Raw genomic sequence first — 24,829 nt, 5'->3', positions numbered from 1 at the left:
TCCGTGTTGTACGACGACTGATGACATACGTGATGACAATCAATCACCCTGCTACCGAATCCGCAGTTCGCACGCCGCGCGTGACCCGCCTTCAGGTCATTCCCGTGGCAGGCCGCGACAGCATGTTGCTGAATCTCAGTGGCGCGCACGGCCCGTTCTTCACCCGCAATATCGTCCTCCTGGAGGACTCCGAAGGTCATATCGGCGTGGGCGAAGTGCCGGGCGGCGAGTCCATCCGCAAGACCATCGAGGATGCGACGCCGCTGGTTGTCGGACAACCGATCGGTGCGTACAACAACGTCCTGAACAGCGTGCGACGCCAATTTGCCGATCGCGACGCTGCCGGCCGCGGGTTGCAGACCTTCGACCTGCGCACCACCGTGCATGCGGTGACGGCGCTGGAAAGCGCGCTGCTCGACTTGCTCGGCCAGCACCTCGGCGTGCCTGTGGCGGCGCTGCTGGGGCAGGGGCAACAGCGCGACAAGGTGCCGGTGCTGGGCTACCTGTTCTTCGTGGGCGACCGCAAACGCACCGACCTAGACTACGCCGACGGCAGCGATGCGACGGACGACTGGACCCGTGTGCGCCACGAAGAAGCGCTCACGCCGGAGGCGGTCGTGCGCCTCGCCAAGGCGGCCCATGCGCGCTATGGCTTCAAGGATTTCAAGCTCAAGGGCGGCGTGCTGAGCGGCGATGACGAAATGGTCGTCACGACCGCATTGGCCGAAGCCTTTCCCGAGGCACGCGTCACGCTGGACCCGAACGGCGCGTGGTCGCTGGCGGAGGCCATTCGCTTGTGCCGCGACAAGCGCGACGTGCTGGCCTACGCAGAAGACCCGTGCGGCGCCGAGGGCGGTTACTCGGGCCGCGAGGTGATGGCCGAATTCCGCCGTGCCACGGGCCTGCCGACGGCCACCAACATGATCGCCACGGACTGGCGCCAGATGGGTCACGCCATTCAGCTGCACTCGGTCGACATTCCGCTGGCCGATCCGCATTTCTGGACGATGCAGGGCTCGGTGCGCGTGGCGCAGATGTGCGACGACTGGGGCCTGACCTGGGGTTCGCACTCCAACAATCACTTCGACATTTCGCTGGCGATGTTCACGCACGTGGCCGCGGCCGCGCCGGGCAACATCACCGCCATCGATACGCACTGGATCTGGCAAGACGGACAGCGCCTGACGCGCGAACCGTTCCAGATCGTCGGCGGCGAGATTGCCGTGCCGACCGCCCCGGGCCTGGGCGTCACGGTCGACATGGAGCAACTGGAGAAGGCTCACACGCTGTACAAGCAGCACGGCCTGGGCGCACGCGACGACGCGATCGCCATGCGCCAACTCATTCCCAACTGGCAGTTCGACAACAAGCGCCCCTGCATGGTGCGTTGACTGTTGGCTGTTGACCGCTACGGCGGAACCCGAGGCGGCGCACGTCGTGGCACGCCGCCTCGTAGATCGGTAACCAATAAAAAAATATCGGAGACAACACCGTGAAGACCATCAAGGGCTTGCGCTGGTGGATCATCGTGCTGGTGTGCCTGGGCACGATCGTCAACTATCTGGCGCGTAACTCGCTGGGCGTGCTGGCGCCCACACTCAAGAGCGAGCTGGGGATGAGCACCCAGCAATATTCCTACGTGGTGGCGGCCTTCCAGGTCGGCTACACGATCATGCAGCCGGTCTGCGGCTTTATCGTCGATCTGGTCGGTTTGCGTATCGGCTTTGCGCTGTTTGGTGTGTTGTGGTCGTTTGCCGGCGTGCTGCACGCGGGCGCTACCGGCTGGCTGTCGCTGGCGGGTTTTCGCGCCTTGATGGGGTTGACCGAAGCCGCTGCCATTCCGTCCGGCATGAAGGCCGTGGCCGAATGGTTCCCGGACAAGGAAAAATCCGTCGCCGTCGGCTGGTTCAATTCGGGCACCTCGCTGGGTGCGATGTTGGCACCGCCGCTGGTGGTCTTCCTGCATCTGCGTTACGGCTGGCAGTCGGCGTTTGTGGTGACCGGCGCCATCGGCTTCCTGTGGGCCGCGCTGTGGTTCGCGTTCTACCGTTCGCCGAAAGACCACGCCGCGCTGTCCGACGCCGAGCGCGAAAAGATCATCGGCGGGCAGCTCCGCCCGGTGAGCGCCGAGCGCGGCAAGCGCCCGGTCAAGGACGTCGTGACGTCGCGCCGTTTCTGGGCGATTGCGCTGGCGCGCTTCTTTGCCGAGCCGGCCTGGCAGACGTTCAGCTTCTGGATTCCGCTGTACTTCGTGAACGAGCGCCACCTCGATCTGAAAGCGATCGCCATGTTCGCGTGGCTGCCGTTCCTGGCGGCGGACCTGGGCGGCCTGGTGGGCGGTTACCTGTCGCCGTTCCTGATCAAGCGTTTCCGCATTCCGCTGGTGTGGTCGCGTGTGTGCGGCGTTGTGCTCGGTGCATTCATGATGATCGGTCCGGCGTGCGTCGGGCTCGTGGCGTCTCCTTACACGGCGATTGCGTTGTTCTGCGTGGGCGGCTTTGCGCACCAGATGATCTCCGGCTTGGTCAACACGCTGTCTGCGGATGTCTTCGATCCGGAAGAGGTCGGCACCGCCAGCGGCTTTGCCGGCATGGCGGCGTGGATCGGCGGCCTGGGCTTCTCGCTGTTGGTGGGCGCGCTGGCTGACAAGGTCGGTTATGGTCCGCTGTTCGGCCTGCTCGGCGCGTTCGATCTGATTGGCGCGGCGTTGCTGATTGTGCTGATTCGCGGTCAGTCGCATGAAGAACGTGCCGCGCGTCAGATGCGTCTGTCTGCTTCAAACTGAGTTGAAACCGATGTCCATGTTGAATCCCCCCCGATTCGAAGTCCAGGCGCATGAAGGCAACCGGCTGCGGCTGGCCAGCAGCGCCGGCGCTGCAATTGAACTCTTCGTGCTGGAAGAAGACATCATCCGCGTGCTCGTGCTGCCGCAGGGCGACCTGCGCGGCCCGGCCACGTGGTCGATCGCCCCCGGCGGTGACGACACGCCCCTCGAAGGGCGTGACCGCCGCGACCTGAGCGGCTTCGCGCTGCCCCCATTTGCGCTGCACAGCGATGCCGACACGCTGCGCGTGGAAACCAGCAAGATTCGCCTGAGCGTCGCCCTGGCAGGCGGCTTTTGCACATGGCAGATCCGCGGCGCCGGCGGGTGGCAGACCGTGCTGAACGATCGCCCCACGCAGGCGTACAACTTCGGCTATTGGGACGAGCAGGTCTACCACTACGTGCGCCGCGAACCCGGCGAGATGTACTTCGGCCTGGGCGAGCGCGCCGGCGACATGAACCGTGCGCACCAGCGTTATGAGATGCGCAACATCGACGCGATGGGCTACAGCGCGCGCACGACCGATCCGCTGTACAAGCACATCCCGTTCTACGTCACGTGGCAGCCGGAAAACCGCACCGGCTTCGGGCTGTTCTACGACACGCTGTCCGATTGCAGCTTCGACATGGGCCGCGAGCTGGATAACTATCACGGCCTCTATCGCTACTTTGTCGCGCCGCATGGCGATCTCGACTACTACTTCATCGCCTCGCCCGACACGCCGCTCGACGCCACGCGCCGCTTTACGTGGATGACTGGCCGCCCCGCGTGGATGCCGAAATGGGGCCTCGGTTATTCCGGCTCGACGATGACGTACACCGACGCGCCCAACGCGCAGGAACAGATGGCCGAGTTCATCAAGGGATGTCGTGAGCACGACATCCTCTGCGATTCGTTCCATCTGTCGTCGGGCTATACGTCGATCGGGCCGAAGCGCTACGTCTTCAACTGGAACACCGACAAATTCCCGGATGCGCGCGGCTTCGTCCAGAGCTATCTGGACGCGGGCATTCGCCTGTGCCCGAACATCAAGCCGTGCCTGCTGCGCGATCACCCGAAGTTTGAAGAAGCGAGAGAAGCCGGCCTGCTGATTTGCGACGCAAACGGCGAGCCGGCCTGGGTGCAATTCTGGGATGAAGTTGGCGCGTATCTCGACTTCACCAACCCGAAAACGCTCGACTGGTGGAAGGCCAACGTCAAGAGCGCGCTGCTCGAATACGGCATGGCGTCCACCTGGAACGACAACAACGAGTTCGAAGTCTGGACGCCCGATGCTTTCGCTCACGGGTTCGGCAAGAAAGCGCCCATCCGCGAAGCCAAGGTGCTGCACACCATGCTGATGATGCGCGCCTCGCGCGAAGCGCAGCTCGAATTCGCACCGCAGCATCGGCCGTTCCTGGTGTCGCGCTCGGGCGGTGTCGGCATGCAGCGCTACGTGCAGACCTGGTCCGGCGACAACTACACCTCATGGGAAACGCTGCGCTACAACCTGAAGATGGGCTTGGGGCTGGCGCTGTCGGGCGTCTCGAACATCGGGCACGACATCGGCGGGTTTGCAGGCCCAGCGCCGTCGCCCGAGCTGCTCGTGCGCTGGGTGGCCTTTGGCGTGTTCCTGCCGCGCTTCTCCATCCACTCGTGGAACGACGACAAGACCGTCAACGAGCCGTGGATGTATCCGCAGGTCACCTCGCAGATTGCCTCGCTGATCAAGCTTCGCTATCGGCTGATTCCGTATCTGTACGAACTGCTGTGGCAATCCACGCAGGCCTACGAGCCGGTGCTGCGCCCGACGTTTGCCGAGTTCCCGCACGACCGCCGGTGCTACGCCGAGTGCGACGACATGATGATCGGCTCGTCGCTGCTGGTGGCGCCGACGGTGGACGAAGGGCAGACCGAGCGCACCGTCTATCTGCCGGCCGGCGCGCGATGGGTTTCGTACTGGAGCGGCGAGGCGTTCGAGGGCGGACAGACCGTCACGCTGCCTTCGCCGTGGGACCAACCCGTCATGCTGATTCGCGAAGGCGGGGTGATCGCGCTGAACGTGGCGGAGCAGCATTTCGACCGGCGCGCCGATCAACGCGGCTTCCTTGTCGTGCCCATGCAGGGTGTTGGCGAGACCGCTGGCGGCAGTGTTGAAGACGATGGCGAAACCGAAGCGTGGCGCAACGGCGAGCAGGGCCGCTGGAGCGTGCGTGCGGTGTCAGACGCGCAATCCATCACGCTGCACGTATCGCGCGAAGGCAAGATGCCGACGCCGGCTGACACGGTGGAGATTCACCTGCCCGCCGGTGATGCGCGGCCGGTGCAGACGCCGCATGCCCGCGTGCTGGAAACCGTTGTTGTGGGTGGCTGGCGCCGCCTGACGTTGCAATTGCCGGCCTAGTGCCGCATTCTCGCTGCGCATCACGATCGGGTCCGCAGAGGCACGGTGATGCGCAGTGTTCCCTTGGTGCAGGAGATTTCCGAGATAACAACGATGAAAACCACACGAGCCAAACGTTCCCTTTCGATCCGCCCGGTCTACGCATCGGCAGCGCTGCTCTGCGCGGGCGTGTCGATGCATGCTGCAGCGCAAACGTCGGTCACGCTGTATGGCGTGGTCGATAACGCCTTTGCCTATTCGAGCAACCAGGGCGGGCATTCCAACGTCTACATCAACTCGGGTGCCTTGCTGGCCAGCAAGTTCGGCCTGTACGGCACGGAAGATCTGGGTGGTGGCAACACGGCGCTGTTCCGGCTGGAGAGCGGCTTCAACGCCGACACGGGGCAGCAAGCCCAAGCCGGGGTCATCTTCAACCGTCAGGCCTACGTCGGCCTGAGCAACACGAACTATGGCCAGGTCACGCTGGGCCGTGCGTACACGCCTTACTTCCAGTACGTCGCATCACTGGGGCCGACCAATGTGCTGACGGGGGCCACCGGCGCACACCCAGGCGACGTGGATGCGTTGGACACCACGCTGCGCTTCAACAATTCCATCACCTACAGCACGCCGGTGTGGGGCGGTCTGCAGGCGGGCGTGCAATACGGCTTTGGCGAGCAGGCTGGCAGCATTTCGAACGGCAGCAGCGTGAGCACCGCGCTGCGCTATGACTACCAGGCCTTCTCGTGGGGCGTCGGCTATACGCGCCTGAAGAACGTGTCGAGCGGTACGACGGCCGGCAACTTCAGCAACGTCGGGACGTTCGCCAACAACTCGCCGGTCAATTCCGGCTATGCCACGGCAGACTCCGCGCAGCTCATTGCCACGGCAGCGCGCTATACGTTCGGCAAGCTGATGGTTGGCCTGAACTACTCGAATGTTCAGTACAAGCCGGGCGCGCTGTCGCTGTTCACGCAATCGGCCATGTTCAATACGGTGGGCGCGATTGCGACCTACGATCTGACGCCGGCATTGCGGCTCGCCTTCGGCTACAGCTACACGGCCGAGAAGGCGCGCAACGGCATCAGCTCGCCGGCCAAGTACAACCAGTTCTCGATGGAGCAGCTGTATTCGCTGTCCAAGCGCACAGCGTTCTACGCGATCCAGGCGTATCAGCGCGCCAATGGCCAGACGCTGCGCGCTTCCGGGACGAGCACCTCCATCGTCGATGCGGTGGCGTCGGTAGGCGATTCGCAGAACGGTACGCCGTCGAATGGACGCAGCCAGTTTGTGGGCATGGTCGGCATTCGGCACTCGTTCTGATGCATAGCCGGACCTGGCTTGCGCCCGGGCCAGTGCACACGCTGCAGGCCGGCGCGTTGACGATGGTCGTCGCGCCGGCGGCAGGTGGCCGCATTGCCTCGCTGGCGTCGGCCGGCGAGGGCGGCCAGCGTGTCGACTGGTTGGCGCCGATGTCCGCCGAGTCCCTGCGCGACGGCTTCGAGGGGCTGGCATGGCCCAAGGCCGGGTGCTATCCGCTGCTGCCGTTCTCCAACCGCATCCGCGATGGGCGCTTTGAATGGGGCGGCCGCGCGATCCGTCTCGCGCCGCATCCCGGCCAGGCCCACGCCATGCACGGACTGGCGCATGCGCGTGCCTGGACGGTGGAGCAGGTGACAACGTCGTCGATCGAACTCGGCTTGCGCTATGTGCCGGAGGCAGACAACTGGCCCTGGCCGTTCACCGCGACGCAAACGCTGGTGCTGACTGAATCCGGCCTGGATGCCGTCATGACGCTGCGTAACGATGGCGACAGCAGCATGCCGGCCGGTGGCGGCTTCCATCCATATTTCGTGCGCACGGCCGATACGCACGTGCAGTTCGATGCTGCGACGATGTGGCCGACCGATGCCGCTGAAGTTGCCGTCCGCCGCGAGCCGATCACGCCGCGGGAAGATTTTCGTCACGCCGGCGCATTGCCGGACGCACCGCTCAGCGTCTACTACAGCGAATGGCAGCGACGTGCCGTGGTGTCCCGCGCGGGCGGCGTGCTCACCCTGAGCGCCGATGACCCGCTCGACCACTTCATCCTCCACGCGCCGCACGGGCAGCCGTATTTCTGCCTGGAGCCGATTTCGCACGTGGCCGATGCGATCAATCTGGCGGCGCAGGGGTGGAAAGGCACCGGCCTGCGCGCTTTGGCACCTGGCGAGACGTTGCACATGCGCATGCAACTGCGCATCGAAGCAATGGCCTGAAATGCCTCGCCGCGCTACCGGGCTGCGTCCGCCCACGCGGCTTCCTTGCCGAACCAGTCCGTCAGGAAATCGATAAACGCGGTGACCTTGGCCGACAGGTTGGCGCGTTCCGGGTACACCGCAAAGATGTCCGCCACGGGCAGCGCCCAGTCCGCCAGCACCGGCACGAGCCGGCCGGCGCGCACGTGCTCGTGGATGTCCCATTCCGATCGCATCAGGATGCCGTAACCGGCCAGCGCCCACAGCACGCCGGTTTCGCCGTCGTTCGAGCTGAGCACGCCGCGCACCTTGATGGTTTCCTGTCGAGTGCCGCGCGTGAGGTACCACGTGCCGTAAGCCGCGTCGCTCTCGCGCAGCACGATGCACTGATGCGACTGCAGATCGCGCGGCACCTGCGGCATGCCGGCACGCTTCAGGTAATCGGGTGAGGCGCACAGCACGCGTTTGTTGCTCACGATCTTGCGCGCGACCATGCGTGAATCCGGCACCGTGCCGAACCAGATGCCGATGTCGAAGGCCTTGTCGGTCAGGTTGACGGAGCGGTCGGTCAGTTCAAGCTGCACCTCCACCTCCGGATACCGCCGCGCGAATTCCACAATGGCGGGCGCCACGTGCCGCCGCCCAAAGCCGAACGTGGCGTTGATGCGCAGCAGACCCTTGGGCGTGCCCCGGCTGCTGGAGACCACCTGCTCCAGCTCCTGCAGCTCTTCGAGCAGGCGTGCGCCGGTCGCCAGATAGATTTCGCCTTCGTGGGTGACGCTCAGCCGCCGCGTGGTGCGGTTCAGCAGCCGCACGCCAAGCCGCTTTTCCAGCTGCGCCAGGCGCGCGGTGATGGCCGGCGGCGTCACGCCAAGCTCGCGCGCCAGCGCGGCCAGCGAACCCTGCTTGACGAGCTGGGTGAAAAACTCCAGATCCGATACGCGATCCATTATTCAATTCAGATGAAGAATAGATAAATTTTCGCGCCAATTATAAAACCGTTCTGCGTGTCTACACTTCGTCTCGCCAGTGGCCCGGGTCGCCTTCAGTCAGGCGGGTGGGCCGGCCACGCGAATGGGAGGAAGCATGGCGAAGACGCTGTATCAGAAGCTGGTCGAATCGCACACCGTTGCCCAGCTCGATGCGCAGAACGTGCTGCTCTACGCAGACCTGCACATCATGAACGAGTACACCAGCCCGCAGGCCTTCGCCGGCTTGGCGGAAGCGGGCCGCACGGTGGCCGTGCCGGGCCAGCACATGGCCGTGGTGGACCACATCATCCCCACGCACCCGGTGCGCGTGCGGGTCATCCAGGACCCGGCGTCGGCACTGCAGGCGTCCAACTTGGCAAAGAACTGCCGCGAACACGGCATCGTCCTGTTCGACACCAACGATGCGCTGCAGGGCATCGAGCATGTGATTGCGCCCGAGTTGGGGATGATCCGCCCGGGCATGGTGGTGCTTTGCGGAGACAGCCACACAACGACCTACGGCGCGTTCGGTGCGCTCGGCTTTGGCATCGGCACGTCGGAGGTCGAGCACGTGCTGGCCACACAGACGCTGGTCTACCGGCTGGCGCAGGACATGCGCATCCGTGTAGAAGGCGAACTGCCCATCGGCACCACGGCAAAAGACCTGATCCTGCACATCATCAGCCGCATCGGCGCGCAGGGCGCACGCGGCTACGTGGTCGAGTTCACGGGCAGTGCCATTGCCGGGCTTTCGATGGAGGCGCGCATGACTCTGTGCAACATGGCTGTCGAGGCCGGCGCGCGTGGCGCACTGATCGCGCCCGACGCCAAGGCCACGCGCTACGTGCTCGAACATGCGCGCGACGTGGCGCATACCCATGTAAGCGCCGCGCTGGCGGATTGGCGCCAGTTGTTCAGCGATGCGGATGCGCATTTTGACGTCGAGCACGCCTTTGACGCGCGCGATGTTGCCCCGTACGTGACATGGGGCACCAGCCCCGATCAGGCGATTCCCATCACCGGCAGGATTCCGCACCCCGAGGCCGTTGAGGACGCTTCGGCCCGGGCATTGCGCTATACGGGCCTGCAGGCTGGTGCCGCCATCGAGGGCGTGCCCGTGCAGCGCGTGTTCATCGGCTCGTGCACGAACGCGCGTATCGAAGACCTGCGCGCCGTGGCCGGCATCGTCAAGGGCCGCAAGGTGGCGCAGGGCGTGCGCGCCATGGTCGTGCCGGGTTCCGGCGCCGTGCGTGTGCAGGCCGAGCAAGAGGGGATTGCCGACATCCTGATCGCCAGCGGCTTTGAATGGCGCCAGCCGGGCTGCTCAATGTGCCTTGCCATGAACGACGACGTTCTCGCTCCTGGCGAGCGCTGCGCCTCGACCACGAATCGGAACTTTGAAGGGCGTCAGGGGCGGGGCGGCATCACGCATCTGATGAGCCCGGCCATGGCGGCGGCCGCTGCCATTACCGGTCGCATCACCGACGTCCGTCAACTGCAATCGCAACCGGCGCAAGCGGAGGCTGCCCATGTCTGACACCAAACGCATCGAAGGCACGGCCGCACCGCTGCCCACGCCCAACCTCGACACCGATCAGATCATGCCCAAGCAGTTCCTGCGCGGCATCGACAAATCGGGGCTCGACAAGGGCCTGCTCTACGACCTGCGCTACGACGCCGATCACCAGTTGCGCAGCGATTGCGTGCTCAATCAGCCGGCGTATCAGGGCACGTCGATCCTCGTGGGCGGCAGCAACTTCGGTTGCGGTTCCAGCCGCGAGCACGCGGTGTGGGGGCTGCAGCAATTCGGCATCCGCGCCGTGATTGCGCCCAGCTTTGGCGAGATCTTCTACAGCAACGCCATGAACAACCGCCTGCTGCTTGTGATGCTCGACGAGGCGACGGTGGAACGCATCCTGGCCGACGTGTCGGACGCGGCTACGAACCGCATCGCCATCGACGTGGAATCGATGACCGTGCGCAGCCATAGCGTGGAGGCGTCGTTCACGCTGTCCGAACGCCACCGCCACATGTTCCTGCACGGGCTCGACATGATCGGCGCGACGCTCGCACGCTGGAGCGACATCGACGCCTTCCAGCAGGCGCATTGGAAGACGCGCCCGTGGCTGCGCGACATCGCGGCTACCACTCGCGCACGTCTGGCTGCCATGGCGCCGAGCGGCAGCCTCTGAATTTTCCCAACACGATTTCGAAACCCCACACAGCGACGCCGGCGCCAGTCCACCTCGCGTGAAGACGAGGCGCGCCGCGCGGCTGATCAGGAGACATCATGGAAGCATCCATTCGGGCGCAGGAGAACACGCGCGCGGGCCTTTGGCGCACGCTCAGCGGCTACAGGATCGGGCCGTTGCCTCTTCCCGTGTACGCCGCGATTGCAGTCATCACGCTGCTCGCGGCGCTCAACAAGAAGTTGCCCGACGACATGATCGGCGGTTTGGCCGTGCTGATGCTGCTCGGTTTCCTGCTGGGCGAAATCGGTGCGCGGCTGCCGGTGTTCAAGCACATTGGCGGGGCGGCCATTCTTTGTCTGTTCGTGCCGTCCGCGCTGGTCGGCTACAAGGTGATCGACCCCGAGATGTTGAAGGCGCTCACGACGACGATGAAGACGGCCAACCTGCAATATCTGTACATCGCCTGCCTGGTGGCGGGCAGCATCCTGGGGATGAGCCATCGCGTGCTGGTGCAGGGCTTCATGCGGATGTTCGTTCCGTTGCTGATCGGCACGCTGGCGGCCATCGTGGCGGGCGTGACGGTCGGGCTGTTCTTCGGCTACGACCCCAAGCACACGTTCTTCTTCATCGTCATCCCGATCGTCGGGGGCGGCATTGGCGAAGGCATCTTGCCGCTGTCGATCGGGTATTCCGAGATTCTCGGCCGGCCGCAGGCAGAGCTGATTGCGATGCTGGTGCCGGCGGCGCTCCTCGGTAACGTTGTCGCCATCCTGTCGAGCGGCGTGCTTAAGTCGCTGGGTGAGAAGCGGCCGCACCTGACCGGCCATGGTGATCTCGTCAAATCCGGCAATGATGCCGATCTGCTGGCCAACGATCGCACCGACGCGCCGCTCAACCTGGGCCTGATGGGCGCCGGCCTGTTGATCAGCTGTGCGTTCTTCATCTTCGGCGCGCTGCTGTCGCGCTTCACCGGCATTCCCGGCCCGATTCTCATGATCGTCAGTGCGGCGCTGCTGAAGGTGTCGAAGGTGCTCCCGCAGAACATGGAGCTGGGCGCTTACCAGATGTACAAGTTCGTTTCGACCAATCTGACGTTCGCGATCCTCGTCGGTCTTGGCGCGTTGTTCGTCTCGTGGAAAGAGCTGATGGCTGCCTTCACGCCAGGCTATTTCGCGATCTGCGCGGCGACGGTGCTGGCGCTGGTGGCGTCAGGCTTCTTCGTCGGCAAATGGCTGGGGATGTATCCGGTGGAGTCGGGCATCGTGACGGCGTGCCACAGCGGGTTGGGCGGCACGGGCGATGTGGCGATTCTGTCGGCGTCGAATCGCATGGGGCTGATGCCGTTCGCGCAGATCTCGACGCGCATCGGCGGGGCTGCGATGGTGGTGGCTGCGACGATTCTGCTCAAGGTGCTGCACTGAGCAAAAAAGGCGAGGGTAAGTCTGAAGAATGAGCGACCGGCGCGCAGAGTGTCGGCCGTTTTTGTTGTCTGCGCACCGAGGCGAGAGCGCATCGCAAATCGCGCAAATGAAAAAGGCCCGACAGTTGCCTGTCGGGCCTTTTAAATACTGGTGGGGCGTGAGTGACTCGAACACTCGACCTACGGATTAAGAGTCCGCTGCTCTACCAACTGAGCTAACGCCCCGCGAAGAAACGAGACTATATCAACCTTTTTTGGATCGCGCTAGTCCTTTGCGCGAATTTTTTTCGAATCGGCGCTGTGACTGCGCAGCACGTCGATGAATTGGGTGAGCCCGTGCGTCGGATGCTTGTCCCGATGGCGCACGATCAGCAGCGGCCGGGCGATGCGCGGCAGGCCGCTGTTCACCTCGACGAGGCGGCCGTCACGCAATGCGTCGGCCACCACGTGGCGCGACAGACAGCTGATCCCATAGCCCGCCGCCACCGTGCGCTGAATGGCTTCGGAGTGCCCCAGTTCGAGCGCCACATGCAGCGGCCCGACCACCGAAGCGATGCGGCTATCGACCAGTTCGCGCGTGCCGGAGCCCGGTTCGCGCATCAGCCAGCCCGCTTCGCGCAGCGCCGCGTGTGAGACAGGCTCCGTCCCTTGAGCGAGCGGGTGCCCCGGCGCGGCCACGATCACCATCTCATCGTCGATCCACGTTTCGATCTCTAATGCCTCGCCGCGGCACGTGCCTTCGATCAGGCCGATGTCGACCTCGAAACGCTGCACGGCATCGACCACGTCCTGCGTATTGCCGATCAGCACGTCGAGCTGGCTATTGGGTGCGATCTCATGCCGGAAGCCAGCGAGCAGGGCGGGCAGCACATAGTTGCCGATCGTGCTGCTGGCGGCCAGCTTCAGGCGCACGTTCGGCTGGGCGGTCGCGTGTTCCAGCGCATCGGCGTGGTCGAGCAGCGCCTGTGCTTGCGGCAGAAGCTGCCGGCCCAGCGCATTCAGGTGCAGGCGCCGCGCATGCCGGTCAAACAGCGGATGCCCGAGCGTGGATTCCAACTCGGCCAGCGCCGCACTGACAGCGGATTGCGACAGGCCAAGGACTTCGCCGGCAGCGGTGGTCGTCTCACTTTGCGCGATGGCGGCGAAGACGGCCCACTGCCGCAATGTGACGCGAGGCGCTTTGTTATCCATAAAAGTGGTTGGAATTACGAAAATTACCTGTTTTACATGTTATCACGGTCCGCATATCGTTATGCGCATATCGAATAAGCAAGGCGGATGTGATGACGATTGCGCAGAAACAGCTGGCACCCTCGAGCATGGCGGCGGGGTTCGATGGGCGGACGCTTGCCAGCGTGACGGTGTTGTTCGCCTGTGCAGGCGTGGCCGTAGCGCTTGGGGCCATGCCGTGGGCGGCGCATCTGGGGCTGAGCGCATTGACGCTTGCCATCCTGCTCGGCATGGCCGTGGGCCATGTGCCGGGGCATCAACGTTGGCTGACCCCGGCGGCGATCCAGTTTGCACGCCATACGCTGCTGCGCGCCGGTGTGATTCTCTACGGCGCCCGGCTGACGCTTGCGCAGATCCAGGATCTGGGTACGTCGGGCGTGGTGATTCCCCTGGTGGTATTGGCCGCGACGATGCTCGCCGGTACGTGGATCGGCACGCGCTGGTTTCGCCTCACGCGTTCGCAAGCCGTGCTGGTGGCGGCGGGTAGTGCGGTGTGCGGGGCTGCGGCCGTGCTGGCCGTTGCGCCAGCGGTGAAGGCGTCGCCGCGTGAGACAGCCGTAGCGATCGCCAGCGTCGTCCTGTTCGGCACGGTCGGCATCTTTCTGTATCCGTGGCTGTACGCGCTGGTTGCGCATGCTGGTGCGGCCGTCACGCCTGAGCACTTTGGTGTCTACATCGGTTCGACGGTGCACGAGGTCGCGCAGGTGATTGCCGCTGCGCGTCCGTTGGGCGACGACGCCACCAACGCGGCCGTGGTCAGCAAGATGGTGCGCGTGCTGGCGCTGGCTCCGCTGCTGGTGGTGCTGGCGTGCACGACGCCCGCCGAAGGGCCGGCTTCCGCTTCGGCGCCTTCCGAGGGTGCGCTTCGCAAGGCCGCCGGCCATGCCTGGAAGGCGATGCCCTGGTTTGCGGTGGGCCTGCTGATCGTGACGCTGCTGAATTCCGCTGGTGCGATTCCCGATGCATGGCACGCCCCCATCGACGCCGTCGACACCGCCATGCTGGCCTGCGCGATGTTTGCCATCGGTACGCAAACGCATGTGCCGATGCTGCTGAAGTCCGGTGTGCGTCCGCTGCTGTCCGCTGCGGTGTTGTGGATCGGTCTGGTGGGCGGTGGCGCGCTCATCAATGTGGGCGTGCGTTGGCTGGTAGGTTGATCAGGCCTCCGAAGCGGTGAGCCGGGGGGGGGGGGGCGGCAAGTTCGCCTCCATGGCGTGCAAGTCGCATCCGATTGCCGACTTGTGCGCCGCGACTTTTCATTCGTGCGCGGCCGCCTAGTATGAAGTCCTGTGTCTTCGACAAAGGGGCGACCATGCAAGCGCATCCCGTAGTCTCAAGAGATGAATGGCTCATCCAACGCCGGGCGCTGCTGGCCCGCGAGAAAGAGGCCATCCATTTGCGCGACGCTATCAATGCCGAGCGTCAGGCGCTGCCGTGGGTCAAGGTCGATACGGAATACGTGTTCGCGTCGCCGGAAGGCAGGAAGACGCTTGGCGAGCTGTTCGACGGCCGCAGTCAGTTGATGGTCTATCACTTCATGCTTGGTCCCGATTGGGATGCGGGCTGCCCTGGGTGCTCTTTCCTGTCCGATCATGTTGGCGGAATGCTTACGCATCTGAACCACCACGACGTGACGTTCGTTGCGGTCTCGCGTGCGCCGATGGACAAAATCGCGGCGTACAAGAAACGCATGGGCTGGCAATTCCCGTGGGTGTCATCGTCCGGCTCGACGTTCAATCACGACTATCGCGTGAGTTTCTCGCAGGACGAACTCGCAAGCGGCTCGGTCGACTACAACTACACGGCCACGCCACGCGAAGAGGCTCACGACGAACTGCCTGGGATGAGCGCGTTCTACAAGGATGAGGCCGGCAACGTCTTCCACACGTATTCGACGTATGCGCGCGGCTTGGAAGACATGGTCGGCACACTGCTGCTGCTTGATCGCGCGCCGCTCGGCCGCAACGAGAGCGGCCCGATGTCATGGGTGCGCCGTCACGACGAATATGAAGACGCACCGAAGACGCACGGGTGCTGCGCGACGTAAGGCACTCAAGCGAAAGAGGGAAAGAAGCGAAGAGAGGATTTGGTGCCCGAGGCCGGGATCGAACCGGCACGCGCCGATTAGGGCGCAGCGGATTTTAAGTCCGCGGTGTCTACCAATTTCACCACTCGGGCTTGGGGCGGGTGCAAAACAATACACGACACCGATGCCACAAATGAAAACGCCTCGCACGAAGCGAGGCGTTTTGTTATTTTGGCTCCCCGACCTGGGCTCGAACCAGGGACCTACGGATTAACAGTCCGGCGCTCTACCGACTGAGCTATCGGGGAATCGCTGTAGCAGCGAAGAAATGAATTCTAGCTAGTTTCCGATCTGCCCGTCAACACCTTTTTTGCGATGCACGACAAAAAGTGTGTCGGGCAAGTTCGCTCAACGCGTTCAGCCGCGGTCGAGGTACTGCTCCTTGTCCTTCACGTCCTTCCAGTCGTCGGCGTCGGGCAAGGGCTGCTTGGTCTTGGTGATCGACGGCCAGCCGGCTTGCGCCAGCTCTGCATTGATGGCGATCCATTTCTGCTGATCGGCAGGCACGTCTTCTTCGGCGTAGATGGCGTTGACCGGGCACTCGGCCACGCAGACGGCGCAGTCGATGCATTCATCCGGATCAATGGTCAGGAAGTTCGGGCCTTCGCGGAAGCAGTCGACGGGGCAGACGTCCACGCAGTCGGTGTACTTGCAGCGGACACAGCTTTCGGTAACGACGTGAGTCATTTCGCTTGGAAGTTGATGCTAGGAATTCGTGGGGCGCGCGGTCACGGATGCTTGTGCGTCTCCATGCCGGCAATCCCGCATTGTAACGCACCGGCTGTCGCTGACCGCTGTGTCATCCGTGCGCGGTCAGACAGTTTTGGCATGTGTTTATGCGCAGGCGCAAGGTTTGGCCAATCCGCTATTGCGCATGCTCGATCACCATCTGCACGCGCGTGATGCCGTTGAAGGTGTTGTTGTCGAGCCGGTAGGCCACATAGGCCGAGGCGCCCAGCGGCTCGGCGTGGTTGAACCAAATGGCGTCGAAATGCTGCTTGCCCCGGCCCAGCTTGAGCTTGAGGTGTTTTTCCTTCAGCACGGCCTGCGACAGCACATCGAACTCGCCGCAGAAGCTCGGCGCCGGAAAACCCTGACCCCAGACCTGGGTTTCGAGCAGCTCGACGAACTGCGGCGTGAAGCATTCCGGGTCGGCTTCGCCGTCGGTTTCGAGCACGCGTGAGAGCAGGGCCTCGGTCAGCCATTCGCGGCCGACCGCCTCGAAGGTGGCGACGAATGTCTCGAAGCCGTCTTCGCGCAGCGTGAGCCCCGCCGCCATGGCGTGGCCGCCAAACTTGACGATCAGCCCCGGGCTGCGCTTGTGAACGGCGTCCAGCGCATCGCGCAGGTGGAAGCCGGGAATCGAGCGGCCCGAGCCTTTGATGACGCCATCGTCGCCGGGCGCGAAGGTGAAGACCGGGCGGTGGAATTTGTCCTTGATACGCGACGCGACGATGCCGATCACGCCCTGGTGCCACGTCTCGTTGTAGACCGCGATGGTGTGGCGGCCCGCGCCGTCGAAGGCGTTCATGCTGTCGAGGATGGCTAGCGCTTCCTGCTGCATGCCGGCTTCGATCTCCCGGCGTTCGCGGTTCATGCCGTCGAGTTCGGCGGCGATGGACATGGCGCGGTCGTAGTCGTCGGTGAGCAGGCATTCGATGCCGAGCGACATGTCCGCCAGGCGCCCTGCAGCATTCAGGCGCGGGCCAAGGCCGAAGCCCAGATCGAACGTCGACGCGCGACGCGCCTCGCGGCCGGCCACGCGGAATAACGCGGCGATGCCCGGGCACATCCGCCCGGCGCGCATGCGCTTGAGGCCCTGCGCGACCAGCAGGCGGTTGTTGGCGTCGAGCTTGACCACGTCGGCCACGGTGCCGAGCGCCACCAGGTCGAGCAGCGCATCAAGGCGCGGCTGATCCTGCGGCGTGAACACACCGCGCTTGCGCAATTCCGCCCGCAGGGCCAGCAGGACGTAGAACATCACGCCGACACCCGCCAGATTCTTGCTCGGGAAGCCGCAGCCCGGCTGGTTCGGGTTGACGATCACGCGCGCCGCGGGCAATTGCGCGCCGGGCATGTGGTGGTCCGTCACGACCACGTCGATACTCAGCGCGTTGGCGGCCGCCACGCCAGCCACGTCGGCGATGCCGTTGTCGACGGTGACCAGCACGTCGGGCTTCTCGCGCGCGGCGAGTGCCACGATTTCGGGCGACAGGCCGTAGCCGTACTCGAAGCGGTTGGGGACGATGTAGCTGACCTGCGCGCCCAGCATGCGCAAGCCGCGTACGCCTACGGCGCAGGCCGTCGCGCCGTCGCAGTCGTAGTCGGCAATGATCAGCATGCGCTTGTTGGCGGCGATGGCGTCGGCCAGGTAGCGCGCCGCGTCGTCAATGCCCTTGAGTTGCGTGGGCGGCAGCAGGTCGGTCAGCTCGGTCGACAGTTCGTCGGGCCGCGCGACACCGCGGGCGGCGAGGATGCGCGCGAGGACGGGATGGATGCCGTGGCCGGCCAACGTGGTGGCGGCGTCAGGGGAATGCGAGCGGACAGCGATGCGGGTCATGCGGAATCGGGCTCAGGCAGGCTCAAGCGGCCATGGAAAGCGGGGACAGCGCGTCGCGCAAGGTGCGAGGGCGACTCAGTGGATGGCTCAAGCGGCGCAGCCACCCGAGCGGACCATTGGCCAGTTCGCGGCGGGTGACGCGGTAGTGGGCGTAATGCGAGTCGCCGGTCAGCACGAGCGAAACGGCGCCGATGCGGCCGTCGGCCAGCGCATCGGCGGCGGGGGAAAACCAGTCGCGATCGTAGGCGCGCAGGGTTTCGATCCAGTCGTACCAGTCGGCGGAAAGATAGGGCTTGCCGGCGTCGCCCAGCAGCGCGGCGGCGCTTGTGTCGTCGAACGGCACCGCGGCCAAGGTTTCGGCGCACAGCTCGGTGGCGTTGCCGGCGTGGCATAAGCCTGCGAAGAACGGATCAGCGCCGATCATGCGTTCGGCAATGGGGCGGGCGTCAACCAGCGCGCCCTGGCCGAATAGCCAGACCGAGTTGACCGGCAGCAGGCCGCGCGCCTCGCGTGCCTGATTGACGGTGTGGTCGTACCACGTCATCTGGATCTCGTTCTGGAACTTGCGCCAGGCGCGCTCCTGCTCCCCCTTGTGCATCCAGATGTCGATGTTGTGGCCGGAGGCGCGCTGCGGCGCGGCGGCAATGAGGTCGCCAAAGGGCGAATCGGCGACGTACCAGCGGGCGGCGTGCGTGGCATCGAGCGTGATCCCCATCTCGTCGACGAGGGGGGCGATGGCGGCGTGCAGGGCGTCGGCGTCGGCGGCTTCCAGGCGGAGCTGGGATGGGTCGAGCATCACCAGATGGTCCCGGGCGGCGTGGATGTGGACCGGCTGCAGGCAGGCCCACGTGCGCGTGTCGGCGGTGCCGCCGTCTGCCAGGCGCATGTAGGGCGCGGACGGCAGCGGAGAAATGGGCAGCCCGGCGTGCTTGGCCAGCCAGCGCTCGTGCGGCAGCGTGGGCAGGTAGGCGTCGTCGTGGCGCTCGCGCTCGGCCTCGCGCGCACGTGCGAGCAACCTTTCCAGGCCCGGCAAGGTCAATTGACGGTAAGCGTCGTCGGCCACCTCGGCAGCAGGCGCGCAAAACGGGACAATCAGGGTGAGTTCAGGAATCATGGCTCCGAGATTGTAAACTTCCGGCTCGTTGGCCAGTGAGCCGGACAAATCACACCCACGGGGAACCCCCTTTGAAACTTCCATACGAATGGCAGATCGGCTGGCGGTATACACGCGCAAGCAAGCGCGCCAGCCGCAACAGCTTCATCTCTTTCATTTCGCTCATCTCCATGCTCGGCATTGCGCTGGGGGTGGCGGCGCTGATCATCGTGCTTTCGGTCATGAACGGCTTCCAGAAGGAAGTGCGGGACCGCATGCTCTCGGTGCTGGCGCATATCGAAGTGATGGCGCCGAACAGTCTGCCGGACTGGCAGCGTACCGCCAATGAGGCGATGCAGAACAAGGAAGTCATCGGCGCGGCGCCCTACGTGGGCGCGCAGGCCATGATCACGCGGGACGAGGCGGTGCGCGGCGTGCTGCTGCGCGGGGTGTCGCCGGCGGACGAGCCGAAGGTGTCGGACATCGCCAAGGACTTCAAATCGGGCACGATCGACGATCTGAAACCCGGCGAATTCGGCATCGCCCTCGGCAGCCAGCTGGCCAACGGCCTGGGCGTGCATCAAGGAGACAAGGTCACGCTGGTGGCGCCGCAGGGCACCATCACGCCGGCGGGCGTGTTGCCGCGGCTGAAGCAGTTCACCGTGACGGGCATCTTCGAATCGGGTCACTACGAGTTCGACAGCTCGCTGGCACTCGTCAACATGGAAGACGCCGAACGCCTGTTCCGCCTCGATGGCCCGACCGGCGTGCGTCTGAAGCTGGTCGACATGGACCGCGCCCCGCAGGTTGCCGAAGCCCTGTCGCGCACGCTGTCCGGCGAGCTGTATATCCGCGACTGGTCGCGCCAGAACCGCAACTGGTTTGCCGCCGTGAAGACCGAAAAGAAGATGATGTTCATCATCCTCACGTTGATCATCGCCGTGGCGGCGTTCAACCTGGTGTCGACGCTGGTGATGACGGTGACGGACAAGCAGGCCGACATCGCCATCCTGCGCACCATGGGCGCACAGCCGGCGTCGATCATGAAGATCTTCATCGTGCAGGGCGTGGCGATCGGGTTTATCGGCACGTTGCTGGGCGTCGGCTTCGGCACGCTCATCGCTTACAACATCGACGTGATCGTGCCGTTCATCGAGCGTCTCTTCCACGTGCAATTCCTGCCGCGTGACATCTATTTCATTAGCGAACTGCCCTCGGACCCCCGCGTGAACGACATTGCGACCATTGGCGTCATTTCCTTCATCCTCGCGTCGGTGGCGACGCTGTATCCAAGCTGGCACGCCTCGCGCGTGAACCCGGCGGAGGCACTGCGCTATGAGTGAGGCCGTCATGACTTCCATGGAAGCGCCGGCCGCGGCGCCGCAGGGTGTGGTGGTGCAGGCCGAAGGGCTGTCCAAGTCGTTCCGCCAGGGCGGCCTGAACGTCGATGTGCTCAAGGGTGTGGACATCCGCATCGGCGTAGGCGAGAAAGTCGCCATCGTCGGCGCGTCGGGCTCGGGCAAAAGCACGCTGCTGCATGTGCTGGGCGGGCTGGATGAGCCGACGTCGGGTCGCGTTTCGCTGCTCGGCAAGCCGTTCACGGCCATGAAGGAGCGCGAGCGCAATATGCTGCGCAACCAGGCGCTCGGCTTCGTCTATCAGTTCCACCATCTGCTGCCCGAATTCACAGCGCTGGACAACGTCGCGATGCCGCTGCGTATCCGCGGCGTGGAAGAAGCGCAAGCGCGTCACACCGCACAGGCGATGCTCGAACGCGTGGGGTTGGGCCCGCGCACGGCACACCGTCCGGGCGAGCTGTCCGGCGGCGAGCGCCAGCGCGTGGCGATTGCGCGCGCGCTGGTCGGGTCTCCGGCTTGCGTGCTGGCTGACGAGCCCACCGGCAACCTTGACGATCACACCGCCGGTGAAGTGTTTGACCTGATGCTGGAACTCACGCGCACGCTGGGCACCAGCTTCGTCATCGTCACGCACGATATCGAGCTGGCCGGCCGTTGCGACCGCATCTTCCGCCTGCGCGACGGCCATCTGCACCAGGAGCGCTGATGGCCGCGCGACGCTGCGTTTCAGCGCACCCGATTGCCGTAGCGGATGGATTGCAACCGGCCTTCGACAAAGCGCAGCGTCGTCATGAACTGGCCTGGACCGGGGTTGTACGTCCATTCTTCGACGTTGCCGCAGGAACTGTCGTTGCGCGACGCGCTGCAGAACGTGTCGCGCATGACCGGTTCCCCGCAGTTCTGCAGGACGTCGGCCTTGTTGTCGCCGGCTTTGACGATATAGCCGGTGCCACAGCGCAGGGTTTCCGCGTGGGCGGACAGGGTCGCCAGCGCCAGGGCAAGCGCTGCGCAGGTCAAGGAGGCTGTTTTCATCGGGTTGTGCGCGCACGGGCGCCAATATCAGAAATCGCGGATTCTAGGATCACCACCTTTCGGGTACGTTGCGTGCTTTTTCCAACGCAGAACTGACCATGTGGATCGACACCCATTGCCACCTCGACGCCAGCGACTTTGATGCCGACCGTGATGCGGTCGTTGCGCAGGCGCGTGCGACGGGCGTCAACCACATCGTCGTGCCGGCGGTGGCACGCTGGAATTTCGACACGGTGCGGGCGCTGGCGCATCGGCATGCCGGTTGCAGTTATGCGCTGGGTATCCATCCGATCTACGCCGCGCAGGCCAGTGACGACGATCTGCTCGAACTGCGCCGCCAGGTTGCTGCGTCAATGGACGACCCGCGTTTCGTGGCCGTTGGCGAGATCGGTCTCGATTTTTTCATTCCCAATTACGACGTTGAACGGCAGAGCGCCGTGTTCCGCGCGCAATTGCGTATCGCACGCGAATTCGACCTGCCTGTGCTGATGCACGTGCGCAAGTCGCAGGATCAGGTGTGCAGCGCCGCCGCCAAAGCGGGCGTGCGCGGCATTGCGCATGCATTCAACGGCAGCCCGGAACAGGCGCGTCGCTTTGTCGATTCCGGCTTCAAGCTCGGGTTTGGCGGCGTCTTTACGTTTTCGCGGGCCAATCGCGTGCGTCGGTTGGCGCAGGAAATGCCGATCGAGTCGATCGTGCTGGAAACCGACGCGCCCGACCTGGCCCCCGCGTGGCTTGCCGACGACCAGTTCGGCGAGCAGAGCGCCGTGCGCAATGCGCCCACGGAAGTCGCCCGCATTGCCGACGCGATGGCGCAACTGCGCGGTATCTCCATTGAGGCGCTGGCCGACCAGGCGCGCCGCAACAGCATCGACGCCATTCCCCGCCTGGCAGCGCTCCTGCAAGCCTGACGCCCGCACATGCGTCTCGGGTTGATCGGCTTTGTTGCCGGCTGCGTGGCATTGCAGATGCAGGCGACGCTGCCGCCGGTATGGCTGCCGCTTGGCGTGCTGGTGCTCTGTCTGTCGCTGGCCGCTGTCACGCGGCGTCGGCCGATGTTGTTTCCTGTGTTGTTCGTCGCCAGCACCATCGCCGTGGGCTTTGGCTGGAGCGATTGGCGCGCGCAGCAACGCTTGGCCGTCGCGCTCAGTCCTGCGTGGGAAGGCAAGGACATCATCGCGACCGGCGTGGTGGCCGAGCTGCCGCAGACCGGTGATGACGCCACGCGTTTTCTCTTCCACATCGAATCCAGCAATGCGGGTGATGCCGTGCCGCCCCGCGTGCGCCTGTCCTGGTATGGCGCACGGACGTGGAGCAACGCGGGCGAGGAAGATGCGAAGCCAGACCGACGTGCCGGCATCCCCGATCTGCAGCCCGGCCAACGCTGGCAACTGACGCTGCGCCTGAAGCGTCCGCACAGCCTGACCAACCCGGGCGGCTTCGACGGCGAATACGCGATGCTCGCCGACAACATCCGCGCCGTCGGCTATGTGCGCACAGGCAAGCGCGCACAGAACATCGCGCTGGATGGGGCAGGCACCGGTTTCAGCATCGGCGTGGAGCGCTGGCGGGCCAGCGTGCGGCGCCACATCGTTCACGCCTTGCCCGATGCGCGCTACGCGGCGGTCATCGTCGCCCTGGTGGTGGGCGACCAGAGCGGCATCGCCCGCGACGACTGGGACCTGTTTCGTCGCACCGGCATCAGTCACCTCGTCAGCATTTCCGGGCTGCACATCACGATGATCGCCGGGCTGTTTGCAGCGTTGTGGATGGCGCTGTGGCGTCGCTCGTTCGGGCTGACGCGCCGGCTGCGCGTGCCATTGCCGCTACGCATGCCGGCTCCACGCGCAGGCGCCATCGCGGCGATGCTGGCGGCGTTCGTCTACTGCCTGCTCGCCGGGATGGGCGTGCCGGCGCAGCGCACGCTGCTGATGTTGTCCACCGTCGCCATCGCCCGGCTGACCGACCGCAATGTGCCGGCCAGCCTCTCGCTGTGCTGGGCGGCGGCCGTGGTGGCGGTGGTAGACCCGTGGGCCGTCATGTCGGCGGGCTTCTGGCTGTCGTTCGGCGCGGTGGCGATCATCTTCATCGCCGCACAGATGGCGCTCGATGGTCATCGCAACGACAACGCAGACGGCTGGGTCGAACGCACGCGCCGCACGCTGGCTGGCGGCACGCGGATTCAGTTCGCGGTCACATTCGGGCTGTTGCCCTTGACGTTGCTGCTGTTCCAGCAAACCTCGATCGTTTCCGCAGCGGCGAATGGGCTGGCGATTCCCGCGGTCAGTTTTGTGACGACGCCGTTGGCGCTGATCGGCGCGGCGCTTCCGGACCCGCTGGCGCAGCCGGTTCTGATGTTGGCCGAAGCGAGCTTCCGGTGGCTGGTCGTCTGGCTTGAATGGCTGGCGGCGCCGCGCTGGTCTGTGTGGGTTGCGCCGGTTGCGCCCATGTGGGCAGTGTTGCTGTCGATGGTTGCGGTGGCGTTATTGCTGGTGCCGGGTGGTCTGCGCGCATGGGCGTGGCGTGCGCAGGGTGCCTTGCTCCTCTTGCCGTTGGTGCTGGCGCGCGTGCCATTGCCATCGCCCGGCGAATTCCGGCTCGTCGCCTTCGACATCGGCCAGGGTGCGGCGGCCTTGGTCGAAACGGCCAACCACCGCCTGCTGTTCGACACCGGCCCCCGCTACGGCGACCATGCGGATGCCGCCGCCCGCGTCATCGCTCCCTACCTGCGAGCACGCGGCGTGGAAGCGCTCGACACGCTTGTCGTCAGTCACGAAGACAGCGACCACGCCGGTGGCACCGAAACGGTGATCGGCGCGGTGCCGGTGCGCACCATGTTGGCGTCTTTGCCTCCCGGGCATGCCCTGCGCGGCACGGCCGAGGCCAAAGACATCGGTTTTGCCGATTGTTTGGCTGGGCAAGCATGGACGTGGGACGGCGTTGAATTTGAGGTGCTGCACCCGCGCCGCGTGCCGGCTGAAAGCGAGCGCGTGTCCAGCAACGCCCGCAGTTGTGTGCTTCGTATCGCCAACGGCCGCCACGCTGCCTTGCTGACCGGCGATATCGAAGCCGCCCAGGAAAGCGCACTCATCGCTGCGGAAACGCCTGAGCGACTGATGGCAGACATCTTGCTTGTGCCTCATCACGGCAGCAAGACAAGCTCCAGCGGCGCGTTCTTGGACGCGGTTTCTCCGCAGGTGGCGGTTTTCCAGGTCGGCTACCGCAATCGGTACGGACATCCGCATCCGCAGGTTTGGCAGCGCTACGTGGCGCGCGACATCGACGGTTTGCGCACGGACAAGACCGGTGCCGTCGTCATTCAGACCGACGGCGATGTGCTGGACATCCAGACTGCCCGCGCCATGCGGCCGCGGTACTGGTCTTCCGCACAGGAAGTGGAACCCCTGGCAACGGCCACCGGCGCCTTCGACGCCCAGCCGTGAAAACTTGGTGGCACAACGGGT

20 protein-coding genes and 3 tRNA genes are annotated in these 24,829 nt (G+C 65.0%); 14 read left to right on the top strand and 9 right to left on the bottom strand.

Features of this window, described 5'->3' with window-relative positions; all coding sequences use genetic code 11:
- The first annotated feature begins 20 nt into the window (after nucleotides 1-20).
- From gudD to N511_RS0101770, 5 genes are all read left to right on the top strand, one after another.
- Nucleotides 21-1,391, top strand: a complete 1,371-nt coding sequence (gene gudD / locus N511_RS0101790; protein ID WP_027677731.1) for a glucarate dehydratase — start codon at nucleotides 21-23, stop codon at nucleotides 1,389-1,391.
- A 101-nt stretch (nucleotides 1,392-1,492) separates the two neighbouring features.
- Nucleotides 1,493-2,785, top strand: coding sequence for an MFS transporter (locus N511_RS0101785; RefSeq protein WP_027677730.1), 1,293 nt, complete (start codon nucleotides 1,493-1,495; stop codon nucleotides 2,783-2,785).
- 10 nt (nucleotides 2,786-2,795) lie between these two features.
- Complete coding sequence (locus N511_RS0101780; RefSeq protein WP_027677729.1) at nucleotides 2,796-5,207, top strand: glycoside hydrolase family 31 protein; 2,412 nt, start codon at nucleotides 2,796-2,798, stop codon at nucleotides 5,205-5,207.
- A gap of 93 nt (nucleotides 5,208-5,300) precedes the next feature.
- On the top strand, nucleotides 5,301-6,509 hold the full coding sequence (locus tag N511_RS0101775; protein WP_027677728.1) for a porin: 1,209 nt from the start codon (nucleotides 5,301-5,303) through the stop codon (nucleotides 6,507-6,509).
- Nucleotides 6,509-7,444 carry an aldose 1-epimerase gene (locus N511_RS0101770; protein ID WP_027677727.1) on the top strand — a complete coding sequence of 312 codons (936 nt, stop codon included), beginning with the start codon at nucleotides 6,509-6,511 and terminating at the stop codon, nucleotides 7,442-7,444. The genes N511_RS0101775 and N511_RS0101770 overlap by 1 nt, the downstream gene beginning before the upstream one ends.
- A gap of 14 nt (nucleotides 7,445-7,458) precedes the next feature.
- Here the strand turns inward: N511_RS0101770 and N511_RS0101765 are convergent, their stop codons facing one another.
- The gene (locus N511_RS0101765; RefSeq protein WP_027677726.1) at nucleotides 7,459-8,373 is read right to left on the bottom strand and encodes a LysR family transcriptional regulator; all 915 of its coding nucleotides are present in this window, start codon (nucleotides 8,371-8,373) and stop codon (nucleotides 7,459-7,461) included.
- 136 nt (nucleotides 8,374-8,509) lie between these two features.
- Between N511_RS0101765 and leuC the strand changes: the two genes are divergently transcribed.
- The 3 genes from leuC to N511_RS0101750 all read left to right on the top strand — a co-directional run bounded on the left by leuC (nucleotide 8,510) and on the right by N511_RS0101750 (nucleotide 12,007).
- On the top strand, nucleotides 8,510-9,931 hold the full coding sequence (gene leuC, locus N511_RS0101760) for a 3-isopropylmalate dehydratase large subunit (protein WP_037026188.1): 1,422 nt from the start codon (nucleotides 8,510-8,512) through the stop codon (nucleotides 9,929-9,931).
- Entirely contained in the window at nucleotides 9,924-10,586 is a 663-nt protein-coding gene (gene leuD / locus N511_RS0101755; protein WP_027677724.1) for a 3-isopropylmalate dehydratase small subunit, read from the top strand. Before leuC ends, leuD begins: the two co-directional genes overlap by 8 nt.
- A 98-nt stretch (nucleotides 10,587-10,684) precedes the next feature.
- The gene (locus N511_RS0101750; protein WP_027677723.1) at nucleotides 10,685-12,007 is read left to right on the top strand and encodes a 2-hydroxycarboxylate transporter family protein; all 1,323 of its coding nucleotides are present in this window, start codon (nucleotides 10,685-10,687) and stop codon (nucleotides 12,005-12,007) included.
- 148 nt (nucleotides 12,008-12,155) lie between these two features.
- On the opposite strand, the gene N511_RS0101745 is transcribed toward N511_RS0101750, so the two are convergent.
- Nucleotides 12,156-12,231, bottom strand: a tRNA-Lys gene (locus N511_RS0101745).
- Between the two features lie 39 nt (nucleotides 12,232-12,270).
- Nucleotides 12,271-13,197, bottom strand: a complete 927-nt coding sequence (locus N511_RS0101740; protein WP_027677722.1) for a LysR family transcriptional regulator — start codon at nucleotides 13,195-13,197, stop codon at nucleotides 12,271-12,273.
- A 92-nt stretch (nucleotides 13,198-13,289) separates the two neighbouring features.
- Between N511_RS0101740 and N511_RS0101735 the strand changes: the two genes are divergently transcribed.
- A complete protein-coding gene (locus tag N511_RS0101735) occupies nucleotides 13,290-14,393 on the top strand; it encodes a YeiH family protein (RefSeq protein WP_027677721.1) in 1,104 nt (367 codons plus the stop codon).
- 155 nt (nucleotides 14,394-14,548) lie between these two features.
- Entirely contained in the window at nucleotides 14,549-15,283 is a 735-nt protein-coding gene (locus tag N511_RS0101730) for a DUF899 domain-containing protein (RefSeq protein ID WP_027677720.1), read from the top strand.
- A 40-nt stretch (nucleotides 15,284-15,323) separates the two neighbouring features.
- Here the strand turns inward: N511_RS0101730 and N511_RS0101725 are convergent.
- The 5 genes from N511_RS0101725 to N511_RS0101705 form a co-directional block, all read right to left on the bottom strand.
- Nucleotides 15,324-15,414 (bottom strand) — tRNA-Leu (locus tag N511_RS0101725).
- A gap of 80 nt (nucleotides 15,415-15,494) precedes the next feature.
- Nucleotides 15,495-15,570: transfer RNA gene (locus N511_RS0101720), tRNA-Asn, on the bottom strand.
- Nucleotides 15,571-15,679: 109 nt separating this feature from the next.
- A complete protein-coding gene (fdxA, locus tag N511_RS0101715) occupies nucleotides 15,680-16,009 on the bottom strand; it encodes a ferredoxin FdxA (protein ID WP_009238498.1) in 330 nt (109 codons plus the stop codon).
- A 178-nt stretch (nucleotides 16,010-16,187) separates the two neighbouring features.
- Nucleotides 16,188-17,882 (bottom strand): single-stranded-DNA-specific exonuclease RecJ, encoded by a 1,695-nt coding sequence (gene recJ / locus N511_RS0101710; protein WP_027677719.1) that lies wholly within the window; start codon nucleotides 17,880-17,882, stop codon nucleotides 16,188-16,190.
- Nucleotides 17,883-17,904: 22 nt separating this feature from the next.
- Nucleotides 17,905-18,996: a hypothetical protein gene (locus N511_RS0101705; protein ID WP_027677718.1), complete on the bottom strand. Its 1,092-nt coding sequence runs from the start codon at nucleotides 18,994-18,996 to the stop codon at nucleotides 17,905-17,907.
- A 71-nt stretch (nucleotides 18,997-19,067) separates the two neighbouring features.
- Here N511_RS0101705 and N511_RS0101700 point away from each other — a divergent pair, with 71 nt between their 5' ends.
- Together N511_RS0101700 and lolD are read left to right on the top strand one after the other, a co-directional pair.
- The gene (locus N511_RS0101700) at nucleotides 19,068-20,318 is read left to right on the top strand and encodes a lipoprotein-releasing ABC transporter permease subunit (RefSeq protein WP_027677717.1); all 1,251 of its coding nucleotides are present in this window, start codon (nucleotides 19,068-19,070) and stop codon (nucleotides 20,316-20,318) included.
- The gene (lolD, locus tag N511_RS0101695; protein ID WP_027677716.1) at nucleotides 20,311-21,039 is read left to right on the top strand and encodes a lipoprotein-releasing ABC transporter ATP-binding protein LolD; all 729 of its coding nucleotides are present in this window, start codon (nucleotides 20,311-20,313) and stop codon (nucleotides 21,037-21,039) included. Before N511_RS0101700 ends, lolD begins: the two co-directional genes overlap by 8 nt.
- A gap of 20 nt (nucleotides 21,040-21,059) precedes the next feature.
- Here the strand turns inward: lolD and N511_RS0101690 are convergent, their stop codons facing one another.
- A complete protein-coding gene (locus tag N511_RS0101690; protein ID WP_027677715.1) occupies nucleotides 21,060-21,365 on the bottom strand; it encodes a DUF2845 domain-containing protein in 306 nt (101 codons plus the stop codon).
- Nucleotides 21,366-21,463: 98 nt separating this feature from the next.
- Here N511_RS0101690 and N511_RS0101685 point away from each other — a divergent pair, with 98 nt between their 5' ends.
- Together N511_RS0101685 and N511_RS0101680 are read left to right on the top strand one after the other, a co-directional pair.
- The gene (locus N511_RS0101685; protein WP_027677714.1) at nucleotides 21,464-22,276 is read left to right on the top strand and encodes a TatD family hydrolase; all 813 of its coding nucleotides are present in this window, start codon (nucleotides 21,464-21,466) and stop codon (nucleotides 22,274-22,276) included.
- Between the two features lie 9 nt (nucleotides 22,277-22,285).
- Nucleotides 22,286-24,808, top strand: a complete 2,523-nt coding sequence (locus N511_RS0101680; RefSeq protein ID WP_027677713.1) for a DNA internalization-related competence protein ComEC/Rec2 — start codon at nucleotides 22,286-22,288, stop codon at nucleotides 24,806-24,808.
- Nucleotides 24,809-24,829: the final 21 nt, after the last annotated feature.

The sequence above is a fragment of the Ralstonia sp. UNC404CL21Col genome, from assembly GCF_000620465.1.
Taxonomy (GTDB): domain Bacteria; phylum Pseudomonadota; class Gammaproteobacteria; order Burkholderiales; family Burkholderiaceae; genus Ralstonia; species Ralstonia flatus.
The sequence above is the reverse complement of the archived record's forward strand: the minus strand, read 5'-3'. Positions and strand labels throughout refer to the sequence as shown.

What these genes read in the sequence shown, in the direction of transcription:
- N511_RS0101735 (WP_027677721.1), top strand. Translation starts at nt 13,290, where the DNA reads ATGACGATTGCGCAGAAACAGCTGGCACCCTCGAGCATGGCGGCGGGG.
- leuD (WP_027677724.1), top strand. Translation starts at nt 9,924, where the DNA reads ATGTCTGACACCAAACGCATCGAAGGCACGGCCGCACCGCTGCCCACG.
- N511_RS0101775 (WP_027677728.1), top strand. Translation starts at nt 5,301, where the DNA reads ATGAAAACCACACGAGCCAAACGTTCCCTTTCGATCCGCCCGGTCTAC.
- recJ (WP_027677719.1), bottom strand. Translation starts at nt 17,882, where the DNA reads ATGACCCGCATCGCTGTCCGCTCGCATTCCCCTGACGCCGCCACCACG.
- N511_RS0101780 (WP_027677729.1), top strand. Translation starts at nt 2,796, where the DNA reads ATGTCCATGTTGAATCCCCCCCGATTCGAAGTCCAGGCGCATGAAGGC.
- lolD (WP_027677716.1), top strand. Translation starts at nt 20,311, where the DNA reads ATGAGTGAGGCCGTCATGACTTCCATGGAAGCGCCGGCCGCGGCGCCG.
- N511_RS0101750 (WP_027677723.1), top strand. Translation starts at nt 10,685, where the DNA reads ATGGAAGCATCCATTCGGGCGCAGGAGAACACGCGCGCGGGCCTTTGG.
- fdxA (WP_009238498.1), bottom strand. Translation starts at nt 16,009, where the DNA reads ATGACTCACGTCGTTACCGAAAGCTGTGTCCGCTGCAAGTACACCGAC.
- N511_RS0101740 (WP_027677722.1), bottom strand. Translation starts at nt 13,197, where the DNA reads ATGGATAACAAAGCGCCTCGCGTCACATTGCGGCAGTGGGCCGTCTTC.
- N511_RS0101680 (WP_027677713.1), top strand. Translation starts at nt 22,286, where the DNA reads ATGCGTCTCGGGTTGATCGGCTTTGTTGCCGGCTGCGTGGCATTGCAG.
- N511_RS0101770 (WP_027677727.1), top strand. Translation starts at nt 6,509, where the DNA reads ATGCATAGCCGGACCTGGCTTGCGCCCGGGCCAGTGCACACGCTGCAG.
- N511_RS0101765 (WP_027677726.1), bottom strand. Translation starts at nt 8,373, where the DNA reads ATGGATCGCGTATCGGATCTGGAGTTTTTCACCCAGCTCGTCAAGCAG.
- N511_RS0101685 (WP_027677714.1), top strand. Translation starts at nt 21,464, where the DNA reads ATGTGGATCGACACCCATTGCCACCTCGACGCCAGCGACTTTGATGCC.
- N511_RS0101730 (WP_027677720.1), top strand. Translation starts at nt 14,549, where the DNA reads ATGCAAGCGCATCCCGTAGTCTCAAGAGATGAATGGCTCATCCAACGC.
- N511_RS0101690 (WP_027677715.1), bottom strand. Translation starts at nt 21,365, where the DNA reads ATGAAAACAGCCTCCTTGACCTGCGCAGCGCTTGCCCTGGCGCTGGCG.
- gudD (WP_027677731.1), top strand. Translation starts at nt 21, where the DNA reads ATGACATACGTGATGACAATCAATCACCCTGCTACCGAATCCGCAGTT.
- N511_RS0101705 (WP_027677718.1), bottom strand. Translation starts at nt 18,996, where the DNA reads ATGATTCCTGAACTCACCCTGATTGTCCCGTTTTGCGCGCCTGCTGCC.
- leuC (WP_037026188.1), top strand. Translation starts at nt 8,510, where the DNA reads ATGGCGAAGACGCTGTATCAGAAGCTGGTCGAATCGCACACCGTTGCC.